We start from the raw sequence: 14,138 nt of genomic DNA on the forward strand, positions 1-14,138 counted from the left end.
ACCTCCCAAGAGCGATGAAGACGAAGATCATTCTCCAGACCGTGAGCGCGGTGTTGCTCGCCTCGGTCGTACACGCCCAAACCCCCGAGGCCTTCCGCTACCAGGCCGTGGCCCGCGATGGCGGCGGTCAGCTGGTGGTGAACACCGCCGTGGGCGTGCAGTTCCAGCTGCACCAGGGCAGCGCCGGCGGTACGGTGGTGTACGCGGAGACGCACAGCCCCACCACCAACGCCCAGGGTCTCTTCACGGTGGCCGTGGGTGAGGGCACACCGACCGCGGGCACCTTCAGCGCCATCGATTGGAGCGCGGGGCCCTACTTCGTGGAAGTGGGCCTGGACCCCGCCGGCGGCACGGCCTACACCACCATTGGTGTGCAGCAACTGCTCAGCGTGCCGTATGCGCTTTATGCCACCAAGGCCGGCCCGCAGGGTAACGCGCCGGGCGAGATCCGGTATTGGAACGGTATCGATTGGGTATCGCTTCCTCCCCCTACTTCCGTCAACCTCTCGCTCACCTATTGCGGCGGGGGAAGCCTGCGCTGGGGCCCTTGTCCTGTGCAAGAGCGCCTGAACAATGGTGATACCCCCTGCCAGATCGCCAACAGCGGTGTGCCGCTGGATTCCCTCTGGGGCAAGAGCTACCTGGGCGGCCTGATCGCCTACCTGGACCCCAACACCTGCCAGGGGTTCGTGGCCGCCCCATCCGATCTGTGGTCAAATACCGTGGAGTGGGTCACCGACCCAAGTTGCGAGGCCACCTTCATCGGAGGCACCTCCACAGGCTTGTTCACCGGTGCCACCAACACCACCACCGTGGCGGCGCATCCCACCTGCGGGCCCTATACAACTGCATCGGCCGTCTTGTCCGCGGCTCCTTCCGGATGGTACTGGCCCTCAAGGGACGAAGTGCTACAGTTCTATTCGAACCTCCACCTGAACAGCCTGGGCGGGTTCACCAGCAGCTATTACCTCACGTCTTCGGAAGCCGGCGCCAGCTTCGCATGGCAGGTGAACTTCAACTCTGGGAGTTCCCCCACGGACGTCAAGTATGGCAATGGAGCATCGGGCCGCATCCGCACGGTCAAGTTCTTCTAACCCAGGTCCCCAATGATCAAGCACATGAGCCATTTCCGATGCTACCTCCTCACCTTGGGCCTGTTGATGGCCAACTGCGCGGCGAACGCCCAATCGGCGAGCCCCACCGTGGTGGCCACCACGGGTGGTACCGGCACGGCCGGGAACATGACCCTGGACTGGACCCTCGGCGAGCCGATGGTGACCACCCTGGACAACGGCCAGCTGGTGCTCACGCAGGGCTTCCACCAGCCCGGCGGTGCCTTCCCCAGCGCATTGCCAGCGCCCTTCATCACCACCTGGAACACCGCCAATACCGGTACGAGTGGTTCCACGGAGATCACCATACCCACCACCGGGGCTGGCTACCTCTACCACTTGGACTGGAACAACGACGGGGTCTATGACCAGTTCAACGTCACCGGCAGCGTGTCCCACGATTTCGGTGTTCCGGGCACGTACACCATCCGCATCACCGGGGCGTTCCCGCGCATCTTCTTCAACGGGGCGGGCGATCGCTTGAAGCTGCTTTCCGTGGACCAATGGGGGGCTACGCCATGGACCTCGATGGCGGGTGCCTTCAAAGGCTGCAGCAACATGAACCTCACCGCCACGGATGCGCCCGACCTCTCCCTAGTGACCGACCTGAGCGAATGCTTCATGGATTGCATCGCGCTCACCGCCGACCTGGACCAATGGGACGTCCTTGGCATCACCACCATGACACGCCTGTTCCGTGGCTGCACCCTGTTCAACGGGGACGTGACCACGTGGGCCACCGACAGTGTGACCGACATGTCGGGAATGTTCACGTTGGCCGGAACGTTCAACCGGGACATCTCGGGATGGAACACGTCCAAGGTAACGACCATGGCGGCCATGTTCTCCAATGCGGACAGCTTCGATCAGCCCATCGGCGTGTGGGACGTGGGGCAGGTGCAGTTCTTCAACACCATGTTCACACAGAACGATGCGTTCGATCAGCCCCTGAACGATTGGGATGTGCACAGTGCCGTGAACTTCTTCGCCATGTTCTCCCAGGCCACCGCCTTCAACCAACCGCTGGACCAATGGACCTTCGGTGCGGTGAGCCTCAGCACCATGTTCAGTGCGGCCACCGCGTTCGACCAGGACCTGGGGGCCTGGGACATCAGCCAGGTGACCAACTTCCCCAACGTGTTGAACAATTGCGGAATGTCCACCGCGAACTATGATGCCACCCTGATCGGGTGGAGCACCTTGGACGCGGGTGAAACGCAGATCCCGGTGAACAAGACGCTCGGCGCCACGGGCCTTCACTATTGCCTGGGTGAAGCGGCGCGGAACACGCTCATCGCAACCTACGGCTGGACGATCAATGATGCAGGCCTGTCGCCGACATGCGGAGGCGTATCGGTGGCGCTCCGCGTTTTCCTGCAAGGGCCGTACAACAGCGGCACCGGGTTGATGGATGATGGGCTTCGCGCGAACGGCTTGGTGCCCTTGAGCGAACCCTACACGGCGCTCGGCTACTCTTTCGTGGGTGGTGGTGGCGAGAGCACCACGCAACCCATCCTCGACTTCCCCGGCAGCAATGCCATCATCGATTGGGTGGTGTTGGAACTGCGCGACAAGAACGACAACACCAACGTCCTTCAAAGTCGTGCAGCGCTCTTGCAAGCCGATGGCGATGTGGTGGATGTGGACGGCTTCTCGTCAGTGAGCTTCGGCGTACCGTCGGACAGCTACTTCATCAGCATCATCCACCGCAACCACCTGGGCGTGATGACCCTTGCGCCGGTGGCCTTGACCAGCACCGCAGCTTCCGTGGACTTCACCGATGGCAGCACGGCGACCTACGGGGCGGAAGCGCAACAGGTGATCGCTGGGACGTATCTGCTCTGGGCCGGCGATGTCACCTTCGATGGTGATTTGAAGTACGTGGGCCAGGACAACGACCGCGACCCCATCCTGGTGGCCATCGGCGGCACAGTGCCGACCACCGTGCTCACCGGTGAGTACCGCGCCGAGGACGTGAACCTGGATGGTGAGGTGAAGTACGTGGGCACGGACAACGACCGCGATCCGATCCTGCAGAACATCGGTGGCAGCGTACCTACCGCGGTACGGAACGCGCAGCTGCCCTAGAAGAAGGCTTGATGCAACACAAAGCCCGGCTCATCGCTGGGCTTTGCCTTTCCGTGAGGTGCGATCACCCCCGCACCAATTTCCGGTACTTCATCCTGTGCGGCACGATATCGCCGCCCAAGCGCTTCTTGTGGTTCTCCTCGTACTCGCTGAAGCCGCCCTCGAACCAGTACACCTGGCTGTCGCCCTCGAAGGCGAGGATGTGCGTGCACACGCGGTCGAGGAACCAACGGTCGTGGCTGATGATCACCGCGCAGCCGCTGTAATCCTGGATCGCTTCTTCGAGCGCGCGCAGCGTGTTCACATCGAGGTCGTTGGTGGGTTCGTCAAGCAGCAGCACGTTGCTGCTCTGCTTCACGGTCATGGCCAAGTGGAGGCGGTTGCGCTCGCCGCCGGAGAGGATGCCCACCTTCTTGTTCTGGTCGGTGCCGCTGAAGTTGAAGCGGCTGAGGTAGGCGCGTGAGTTCATCACCACGTTGCCGAAAGTGATGTTCTCCAATCCGCCGGTGAGCACTTCGTACACGGTCTTGTCGGCCACCAGGTCCTTGTGGCTCTGGTCCACGTAGGCCATCTGCACGGTCTCGCCGATGCTGATGCTGCCGCTGTCGGGTTTCTCGAGGCCCATCACCATGCGGAAGAGCGTGGTCTTACCGGCACCGTTCGGACCGATGATGCCCACGATGCCCGCAGGTGGAAGCGCAAAGCTCAGGTTGTCGATGAGCAGTCGGTCTCCGTAGCCCTTGCTCACGTTCTTGAACTCGATCACCTTGTCGCCTAGGCGCGGCCCGTTGGGGATGAAGATCTCCAGCTTCGCCTCCTTCTCCTTCACGCTCTCGCTCTGCATCTTCTCGTAGTTCTGCAAGCGCGCCTTGCTCTTGGTGCGGCGCGCACTGGCGTTGCTGCGCACCCATTCCAATTCCTGCTTCAGCACGCGCTGGCGCTTGCTCTCCTGCTTCTCCTCCTGCGCGAGGCGCGCGGTCTTCTGCTCCAGCCAGGTGGTGTAGTTGCCCTTGTAGGGGATGCCTTCTCCCCTATCGAGTTCCAGGATCCAACCGGCCACGTTGTCGAGGAAGTAGCGGTCGTGCGTGATGGCGATGACGGTGCCCTTGTACTGCTGCAAGTGCAATTCGAGCCACGCCACGCTCTCCGCGTCGAGGTGGTTGGTGGGCTCGTCCAGCAAGAGGATATCCGGATTCTGCAAGAGCAATCGGCACAGCGCCACGCGACGGCGCTCACCGCCGCTGAGCACCTTGATCGCCGTGTCGCCCTCGGGGCATCGCAGCGCATCCATGGCCACTTCCAGCTTCTGGTCGATGTTCCACGCATCGCTCGCTTCGATCCTGTCCTGCAAAGCCGCTTGCCGCGCGATGAGCTTGTCCATCTTGTCCGGGTCGGCGAGCACATCCTCATCGGCGAACTTGTTGTTCACGTCTTCATATTCCTTCAGCAGGTCCATGGTCTCCTGCACGCCCTCGCGCACGATCTCGATCACGGTCTTGCTCTCATCGAGCTCGGGCTCCTGCTCCAGGTGGCCGATGGAGTAGCCGGGGCTCAGGTGCACATCGCCCTCGTAGCTCTTCTCCTTGCCGGCGATGATGCGCATCAGCGTGGACTTGCCTGATCCGTTGAGGCCGAGCACGCCGATCTTGGCGCCGTAGTAGAAGCCGAGGTAGATGTCGTTGAGGATCTTCTTACCGGAGGGCAGGGTCTTGCCCACCTTCACCATATTGAAGATTATCTGGCGGCCTTCTTCGGACATTGTTTGGCGGTTGGAGGTTGCAGGTTGTTCCTTCGCTTTGCTCGGAATGACCGGATGTTTCATCCAATGCTCGTGGAGAGCAACTGAGCCCAGCTCAGCGATGGAACAAGCAGCAAGGAGCTTCTAGCGCTTTCGGGCCGCGAATATCTCCAATCGCGGCCACTCTTTGAAGTGGACGGGCTCGTCGAAGCCGTCGGCCGGCAATCCGCAGCGCCCGATCGCCTCCGTGGGGCTCGGACCTCCGCGCTTGCCCAAGGCGAGCAGCAAGGTGGATCCGGAGGGCATGGCGCCCTTGTAGGAGATCACCTGATTCAAGCGGTCGAGCGGCATGCCCTGGGCGAGGAGCTCGAAGCTCACGATGCGCTCCCAGCGCGCGTCGAAGCAGAGGCGGTCATCGGGCTTCAAGGTGGCCAGGATCAACGCTGCTCCGGGGCGGGTCTCGGCCTGATGGCCCATGCGGTCCTTGGCCACGCCGGTGCCCGAGCCGAAGAGGATCAGCAGGCCCAGCGCGGCCCAGGCCGTGCGGCTGCGCTTGCCCATGCTCTTCACCAGCTTCTCCTGGATCAGCTTCAGCAGGTAGAAGAGCGCGATGGACGATCCGATGCAGAAGAAGAAGATGGCATGCGACCAGGTGTAGGCGCCGCCTTCCTCGCGCAGCCCGATGGCCAACGGCACCGACCCGAGCAGCAAGGCGAACATGATCGCGCGGAACTTGCCCGAGATGTAGGTGGCGTGCAGCAATCCGCCGAAGCCGAGCACGAGCACCCAATCGTAGGAGGCATCCGCCGCGTACATCCAGAAGTCGATCACGCGGTCGGCGTAGCCTGCGCTGAAGGTGTCCCAGGTGCGATCGCCTTCGCTCACGTGGTGGAAGAGCCCGTCCACGCCGTGCTCCATCACCACCGGGATGTAGAAGAGCACGGTGGCCAGGAAGAGCACCACCACCGAGAGGCCGAGCATGGTCATCCGTTCACTGAGCGAACGCTGGTACTTGCCCAGCAGCGTGAAGAGCACCCAGAGGTAGCTCATGGCCGCCCCGTACACCATGCTGGGCACGCTCCACATGCCCAAGGCGAGGAAGAGGCCCATGAAGGCCGCGCTCCACGGATTGTTCTCACGCACCAGATGGCGAGCCACCAGCAGTGCGGCCAGCAGCGCGCACCAGGTGATGCTGTAGCCCTGGGCCAGCGCGCTCAGTTCGATCAACGGCGGGCAACCGGCCACCATGGCCAGCGCCATCAGGGCGATGTAGCGGTTGAAGAGGCTCCGCACGAGCATGTAGAACAAGGGCATGGCCAGCACGCCGGCCAGGAAGGCCGGGAGCCGCATGGCCAGGGTGCTGATCCCGAACACCGAGGTGCTCAGCTTCGCCAGCACCGTGTGCAGCACATGGTTGATCGGCAGGCTGTAGTCGGTGAGGATGGTACCCACCGATTGGGTGCCGAACGAGATGTACATATTGGCCTCATCGATGGTGACCGGCTCGTTGAGCAGCCAGGCGCGCAGGGCGGTGCCTGCGAGGATCAACAGAAGCGTGAAGCGCTTGTGCGCGGCGCTGGTCTGCTTGGAATAGCGCTGCACAGCCTCGCGCAAATCGTGCTTGAACCAATGAAGGGCCGATCCCTGCTCACGCTCCTTGCGCTTCGACCTTCCGCGCGACCGGTGCTTGATGCTGCTGGAGCGCCGGCTGCTCGGCTTGGTGGGCTCGTGGTATCCGGAGGTCCTGTGGTCCAAGGGCGCTGGGTTAGCGGTTCACGTCCTGCATGCTCACGATGCTGTCCACCACGTACTTGCTGTGCCCGCGCCACGGAAGTGCCGCGAGGTACTCCCGGTAATGCAGGTTGAATTGCTTGCCGCTGTTGACCATGAGCCGCTGCGCCACTTCAGGGTGCTCCACCGAGAAGAGGAACTCGAAGCTCTGCAGCGTGCCGGCCTGGCTGCGGATGCCGGTCTGGATCATCTTGCCCTCGTAGGTCTTGAAGAGCACGCCTTTATGCACCACGTAATTCAGCTCGCCGGCTTTCACGCCGGTGCCGAACACCCACCAGTACCGGAAGTAGGCCGCAATCGACAACACGATGGCCAAGACGGCGACCGCTTTCCAAAGATGCCTGCGCATGGTGGCGAAAGTACCGGGCTTCGGCCGAACCCAGAAACGTTGGCTTCACCTAGCGCTGGGCCGCCTTCAGCGTGTTGAGCAGCAGGCTGGCGATGGTCATGGGGCCCACGCCGCCTGGCACGGGCGTGATCCACGCGCATTTGGGCGCCACTTCCTCGAAGCGCACATCGCCCAGGAGCCGGAAGCCGCTCTTGCGCGAAGGGTCGTCGACACGGTGGATGCCGACATCGACCACCACGGCGCCTTGCTTCACCATGGCCGCGCCGATGAGCCCTGGTTTGCCCGCAGCCACGATGAGGATATCGGCCTCGCGCGTCACGGCGGCCAGATCGCGGGTGCGGCTGTGCGCCAGGGTCACCGTGCAATTGCCGGGATCGCTGTTGCGGCTCATGAGGATGCTCATGGGCGTGCCCACGATGTTGCTGCGGCCCACAACCACGCAGTGCTTGCCGCTGGTGGCGATGCGGTAATGGCGCAGCAGCTCCACGATGCCGCTGGGCGTGGCGGGCAGGAAACCATCGTGGCCCAGCACCATGTTGCCCAGGCTCACCGGGTGGAAACCGTCGACATCCTTGGCGGGGTCGATCGCCAGGGTGACCGCATCGGCATCGAGGTGATCAGGCAAGGGCAGCTGCACGATGAAGCCGTCGAGCTCAGCGTCGGCGTTGAGCGCCTGCACCTGCTTGATGAGTTCCTGTTGCGCGGTGGATGCGGGCAATCGGATCAAGGAGCTCTTGAAGCCCACCGCTTCGCAGGCCTTCACCTTCGCTTCCACATAAGTGCGGCTCGCGCCATCATCGCCCACGAGCACGGCCGCCAGATGCGGGGCACGGCCGCGCTTGGCCAGCACTTCCGCAGATTCTAGAGCAATCCGCTGCTTCAGCGCATCGGAGCAGGCACGGCCATCGAGTAACTGGTAGGTGGCCACTTCACTCATGCTACAAGGCTACGGAATTGCGTGATGTCGGCAACCGAACAGCTGGGCAGCGGGCAGAGTTGGTGGACTCGGCGCCCCCTATTCCACGACCACCTTGCCACCCGCAAGCCACCGCTTCGCATCGGCAATGTGCATGTAGTAAAGGCCCGGCTGCCAGTTGCCGGTTGTCAGTTGTCCGGCTGTGCCGCGCAAATGTTCCTCCTGCACGTGTCTCCCCAGCGCATCCAGCATCACCAAGCGCAGCGGGCCGTTCGGTGTGAACGTTGGTGGCGGCTCGAAGCTGATGTGCAGCGGCTGACCGGGGGCCACGGGGTTGGGCGAAATGCTCAGGTACTGGTTCAGGTCCAACGCGTACTCCTGCACGCCCGCCGTGTGGCAACCCGGCACCACGCAGCCCAGGCTGTCGGTCTTGATCATCCACTCGGTCTCCAGGTTGGGCGTGGGATCGCCCCAGTACTGGTCGCAGCTGCCCGCCGCCACGAAGCCGCCATCGCTGGTGGGCTCCACATCGAAGAGGCGGTGGCGCTCGCTGGTTGCGAAGGCCACATACTGCCTAGTCCACAGGCTATCTCCCTCGGCGCTGAAGCGCATGAGCTCCCCGCCGCCATCGTGCGAGCCGACCGCGATGATCGAGTTGTCCGGCAGTACCTCGAAGTCGCCCACGTAATAGTTCCTGCCATAGTGCGATCGCTTCTGCCAGATGATGTCGCCACTCGGACTCCATTTGGTGAGCATGAATTGCCCGTAAAGGGTCGGATAGCTCGATTCCTTGTATGCTGAGTAGGTGATGATGTTGCCGTCGCTATCCAACCGAACGGCTGCGTCAGTGGCATTCGCTCGGTTGCCGAAGTAGCGGATCCAATGCATCGCACCCTGGGGGTTGGTGCGCAAAATGAAATACTCATCTAATGCAAAGCTCTGGTCACGAGAACCAATCATGACGGCGCCTCCATCACTGAACTCAAGTACGCCGAAACCTCGATAGGTGCTTTGCGGTGTAGGGCTGTAGCGCCGCGTCCAAAGCGTGTCGCCAAGCTGATCCAATCGAACCAAAAGGGCTTCCGCCAATGCAGAGGGAGGCGAATAGAAATCAGCACTTCCACAGAGAAAAGCGCCACCATCAGCGCATATTCTAACTTGATTGGGTGTAACCAGTAAGCTGTCCGACACCGGATAATTTAGCACAACTCGTGTTGACAATGTGTCGCCAAGCACATTAAGAATGAATAGGCTTGTCCGCATATCGAAGCCTTGACTGATGTCGAAAATCGGGGCTGCAAAGGTCCCATCAGAGCGATTGGCTACTGGATCAATCGTGCCGGTGATATAGTGCCGTTGCACACCTGCGAAAAACTCCCTCTCGTTGATCTGCTCGCCACCCGCATCAATCACACGGGTGAACAGCCGCGTTCTGTTGGTGCCATCGTTGCTCACTTGAGAGCAGAATAACAAGTAGCCAGCAGGAACCTCGCGTACGGAAAAGCAGGCACCAGGTTTTTCGGCTTGTTCGGCGTCAAAGTGTCGAATGAATCCCTGCGCTGCGGCGCAATGAGCCCCGGCCCAAAGGCCGAGACTCATTGCGGATGCAGTGACCAATCTCATTTCACAACTGAGAACTTGGTTTCACCAAGGACGAAACCATCCAATGTGATCCGAGCCAAGTATAGTCCTTCGGCGAAGCCACGAATTGGCACCTCCCAGAAAGCAAGCTGGCCATTGAGCGGGATGTCCATCATCAGGCGACCTTGAACGTCAAACAGCTGCAAGTTACCGTGTTCCATGCCTCGCTCGTAGGTAATCTGCACAAGGTCGTGCGCCGGGTTGGGGTAAGCGGCCATAGAAGGGGCGCTTACCGGACCAAACTTGCCCGCTCTTACAGCTAGCAATGGCATGCTCTTGAATGCCTCGATCACTTCTGGCGAGGGAAGGCTGTCCAAGGCGCCGATCTCCACCAGTGCGGACCAAGCCCAAGCCCCGACGTAGGGCGCATGCTCGAAGGCCAGATTCAGCAGGACCTCCTGCTGGCCGGGGTCCGTGTTGTGCCAATCGCCTTGCACGCTTTCTTGAATCGCGGCGAACTGCGCCAGCGCATCGGTCCATTCATTCACAAAGAGGGCAGGAGCCATGTTCGCCGCTGCCGCGTAGTCCAGTTCGTCCAGATGGAGCTGGTAGCGCCTGGCCAGACCAGCTTGGGTGGAGTCCTCCATGAGCATGGTCAACAAGGAGTCACGTAGGCCTACGGTCAGGCTGTCGTCGTTCATGGCCCAGATCGCTTGGTGCAGCAGCCGCGCACTCTCCACCTGCCGCGTCCTGATCTCGCCTTCGAGCGTGGAACGAAGGCTCACTCCTTCCCTGTACTGCAAAAGCATGTTGTGGAAGAACGCAGGCAGTACGGCGGTTAGTTCTAGTTCGCTGTACATAGCCGGGCTGAGTGGGCTGTTCTGGATGAGCACTTGGGTGAGGTGCCAGGGGTCCAACGGCTCGCTACGATGGATGGCAGCCTTGATGACCTCATCGCTCAACGGGTGCTTGGCCAGCATGTAGTCCCGCAGGTAATGGCTGGGGTGCCAGGGCTGATAGTTGATGGCCACTTCCAGGTCTTGAGTGTAGCCATGGTCCACGGTGCCAGTGTAGGTGGCCTCGGCGCTGCGGAGTTGCACCATCTTGTCGCGGTAAGCGGTAACCAGCTGCCCAAGCTGCTGTGGGCCACTACCGAAGATGGCGTCTAACTCGCCACGGTTGCAATCGGTAAGCTTGTCGAACTGCGTGGGCATGAAGTATCGCGTCAAATCGTACATCACGCCGGTCTGTGTGATGGAGACGCCGTTCTCATCCTCGACGCATTCGGGCCGCATCTCCGGATCCGGGTCAAGGTCCCCGTTCCAGTCCCAGTGGTGGTATTCCACGAAGGAGTCGAAGGGGTGCCAGGGCAGCACGTAAGGCTCGAAGGTGGTGCCGCAATTCGGCGTGCTGAAGTAGCGGTTGTTGGCGTAAGGGTGATTGCTGCTGCCGCCTTGGTTCTCTTTGATGTAGCCATCGGCCCAGAGCCATTGGTCAACGAGGTTGCCGCTGTGGTCGCCGCAGAGCATCTGCAAGCCTTCCTTATCAATGCCGCCGGTAGCCAAATGACGCCCTTGCACCACGCAGCCCATGTTGATTTCGGTGAAGGTGTTGTCGTAGATCTGGTTCTCCTGGAAGGCAGGACCCATGAACCAGATGCCCGCGCTGGGTACGCTTGTGCCTTGGTCCATGAAGGTATTGCGCTCGATGGTGTAGCCGTTGCTCTGGAAGAGGTGTATGCCGATGCTGACCTGCGTGAAGGGCGTAGGCATGGCAAGCATCTTGAACTTGTTGTTGATGATCACAGCATCACGAGTACCCATGTCCACCACGCCCTTGAAGTTGTTATTGAAAGTCATGCCGTTCACCGTGTACATCATGCCTGCGGGCATCCACATGGCGAGCACGCCCACTTCGAGGTTCTCGAATTTGCTGCTGGTGAGCATGTTCCCCGCGCACCGGAATGGGGCTTGCCGGCTAACGATGCCGCGTCCGCGCTGCGTGACTGCGAAGGCATTGGGTATCTCGTTCACGAAGTTGCAATTGGTGAAGCGCACGTTGCGGCAGTTCACCACCTGAGCATGCCGGAACGGCGGTGGACCAGCTGGCCACGTGTTCGTGGTCCTGAACGAAGTGGTGGAGAAGCTGCTCAGGTTATCGAGCTCAACCGAACCACCCTCGAAGCGGTGGTAATTCTCCACTCGCGCACCGCTGATGCAATTGCGATAGTGGCTGGAATTCGAGATGATCACCCCGCCATAGTACTGTGGGTCGATAGCGCCATTGGCTGACTCCCGCGCACACCAAGTGCCCACCACGGCGTTCTCGATTACGCTGTTGTTGGTCATCCAGAATCGCCCTTGCGATAATCCCAGCTGCGAGTTGTTGCTGGTGTTCCCCTCCACCCTTACGCCCGGCCATCGCGCACCCGGGCAATTGATGCTGGTCATGGTGGTATTGTTCGTGGTGAGCCGCCCGCCCCTGCGAACGATGATCCTGGCATTGTCGGTGAATCTCAGCGTAAGGCTGTTCAGGTTGAGCACCGCGCCGAATTCCACGATCAGATCGCATGTGAAGACCATGCTGGCGCTTCCGGGCTGGTAGGGATTGCTGGCCGCGGTCCAGGTCTGTTGCATGCCGGGTAGTTGGGTGTGGCCGCCCACCACGGCGCCTGGCACGGTTTGGAAATAGGCGCAGCAGGCCTCGATGCTTGCTGCGCTCAGGTGCCGATCATCCTGGATGGCCGTGTTCAAGAACCGGGGCTGCAGGTTGCCGCTGTTTTGGCCGGGCTGGTCAACGTGCAAAGGCGGCACCGCCCCTGACAGACCATTCACTGTGCTCGTCACGGTTCCGGGGTCACCGATGCCGCTGATGATGTCCACGCCGTTGCTCACGGGTACATAAATGGCCTCACCAACTCCTCCAATGCCACGGTTCCGATAGAAGCGTGCGGTCGTATAATTACTCACGTTGGGCACGCTAGCGGTCAGGTCCGTGAATGCGCCGCTCGCGAAATCCAAGTAGCCGAACTCCGGGGTATTCAACACGCAATCGCTGGTCAAGTCACCAACCACGTATGCGCCTGCCGCACCAGGTCGCAGGGCGCATCCTGCCAATCCGGTATTCCCGGGGCCGGGATTACAGCCATCGGGAGCTGGCTCGAAGAGCGAGAAGCCCTGGATGGAATTCGGAACCAGCATGCCCGTGGTTGAATTGAAGCGCATGGTGATGAGGTTGTAGTGCTGATAGGTAGGGTCGCCCCAAACGGTGTAACCGTAGCCGCCGGTTTGAACCAGCCGGATGTCGCCGTTCGCAGTGAAACGTGCGTCCACATCGCGATAGAACTGCTTCGCCGTGAAGACATCGTTCGAATGGTAAGTAGGCACGGAGCTCAAATCAGGCGGTGCGCCAACTCCGGCGGCCATTGGAGAGATTTGGTGGATGCCCGAGGAGCTGATCTTGAATACCAGCGTGCGGGTGGTGTAAACAGCGAACAGCCAGGACGGGGAGTTCGACGTTGGGCCTGCGACTACTCGTAGCATAGGCGATTGGCTCTTGCCCAGCGGGTTCGTCGCGAGTTTGCTCACCCTATCGCTGGTGGCCATCTGGTTCCCGCTCGCTATCCCGATATTCTCGAAGCTGCATTCAGTCGTGTTCACCCAATCCCCGAGTTGAGGATGCAGCGTGGCGATCTCCGTATCGAAGCTCAAAAGCCGTCCCCGCCTGGTGCAGGTGCCAGGCACGGCGTAATCCGAGTTCTCGGCGTTCATGTCGAGCACGGAAACTTGGATGTGGTACTCGGAACTTGAAACCACCGCCACCTTGTGCGCAAGCAAGAAGTACACTCCGCACAGTCCAGGCACTGGAACACTCAGGAACTCCATGACACCCGGCTCAAGGCATTGATTGCATTGCGGGTTGGCATTGGTGCCTGCCCGCGCATCAGCAATCAAATACCCATCCCCATCATACAGGTTACCATCCACCTCGAAAAAGATGAGCTGCCCGCTTCCGTTGGTGCGGATGTGCTGAGAGTAGCGCGCTGCTTGGCCGTTGTAGCCCAAGGATCCGCCCGGCGCTGGCAGGGCCACAGCCGCTCCCGGCGTGCCAAGCATATTCGACCAATTGCCATTGCCGTTGCTCGTGGCCGTGGCCGTGATCCACGCATCAGCCTGCCCCCTCACCTCCATCGCGCCCCAACCGCACCACGCGGCCAGGCTTGCCGCGAAAGCGGCGGTTCGTCCCGCTTTCCAGCGGGATGACGTCATCTTAGTCATGATCAAAAGGGTTTTGGTGCGGCGGAGTTGCCGCCATCAAACCTTTCGGAGCGACGGGCGCATAAGCACGCATAACGCATGCAGGGTTGATGCGTGATTGAGCGCCGCATGCGACGATCCGTGCATAACCCGCACCTGTATGCGCATAGGCGGGTCCAGACCTGTATAGAATGCGGCGTGTATGCGCATCGCCGCTTGTTCGGGCTCCCCGTTCAGCGCTATACTCGCATCGCTATGCAATCCCATTCTATTTCCACTTACGGGCAACTGAGGCACCAGGGCCCTA

Annotated in this window: 8 protein-coding genes; 2 read left to right on the forward strand and 6 right to left on the reverse strand. The window is 61.2% G+C overall.

Going from position 1 to position 14,138, the window contains the following annotated elements; genetic code table 11:
- Nucleotides 1-14: 14 nt before the first annotated feature.
- Nucleotides 15-1,094, forward strand: coding sequence for a hypothetical protein (locus IPM12_12975; GenBank protein ID MBK9148715.1), 1,080 nt, complete (start codon nt 15-17; stop codon nt 1,092-1,094).
- Nucleotides 1,095-1,118: 24 nt separating this feature from the next.
- Nucleotides 1,119-3,200 carry a DUF285 domain-containing protein gene (locus IPM12_12980; protein MBK9148716.1) on the forward strand — a complete coding sequence of 694 codons (2,082 nt, stop codon included), beginning with the start codon at nt 1,119-1,121 and terminating at the stop codon, nt 3,198-3,200.
- A 64-nt stretch (nt 3,201-3,264) separates the two neighbouring features.
- Here the strand turns inward: IPM12_12980 and ettA are convergent, their stop codons facing one another.
- The 6 genes from ettA to IPM12_13010 all read right to left on the reverse strand — a co-directional run bounded on the left by ettA (nt 3,265) and on the right by IPM12_13010 (nt 13,843).
- Complete coding sequence (ettA, locus tag IPM12_12985; protein MBK9148717.1) at nt 3,265-4,959, reverse strand: energy-dependent translational throttle protein EttA; 1,695 nt, start codon at nt 4,957-4,959, stop codon at nt 3,265-3,267.
- Nucleotides 4,960-5,082: 123 nt separating this feature from the next.
- Nucleotides 5,083-6,693 (reverse strand): glycosyltransferase family 39 protein, encoded by a 1,611-nt coding sequence (locus IPM12_12990; protein ID MBK9148718.1) that lies wholly within the window; start codon nt 6,691-6,693, stop codon nt 5,083-5,085.
- Nucleotides 6,694-6,703: 10 nt separating this feature from the next.
- Nucleotides 6,704-7,078, reverse strand: a complete 375-nt coding sequence (locus IPM12_12995) for a hypothetical protein (GenBank protein ID MBK9148719.1) — start codon at nt 7,076-7,078, stop codon at nt 6,704-6,706.
- A 49-nt stretch (nt 7,079-7,127) separates the two neighbouring features.
- Nucleotides 7,128-8,015, reverse strand: coding sequence for a bifunctional methylenetetrahydrofolate dehydrogenase/methenyltetrahydrofolate cyclohydrolase FolD (folD, locus tag IPM12_13000; protein ID MBK9148720.1), 888 nt, complete (start codon nt 8,013-8,015; stop codon nt 7,128-7,130).
- A gap of 78 nt (nt 8,016-8,093) precedes the next feature.
- The gene (locus IPM12_13005; GenBank protein MBK9148721.1) at nt 8,094-8,882 is read right to left on the reverse strand and encodes a hypothetical protein; all 789 of its coding nucleotides are present in this window, start codon (nt 8,880-8,882) and stop codon (nt 8,094-8,096) included.
- 731 nt (nt 8,883-9,613) lie between these two features.
- Nucleotides 9,614-13,843 (reverse strand): right-handed parallel beta-helix repeat-containing protein, encoded by a 4,230-nt coding sequence (locus IPM12_13010; protein ID MBK9148722.1) that lies wholly within the window; start codon nt 13,841-13,843, stop codon nt 9,614-9,616.
- Nucleotides 13,844-14,138: the final 295 nt, after the last annotated feature.

Source organism: Flavobacteriales bacterium (assembly GCA_016716605.1).
Classification (GTDB): Bacteria; Bacteroidota; Bacteroidia; order Flavobacteriales_F; family PHOS-HE28; genus PHOS-HE28.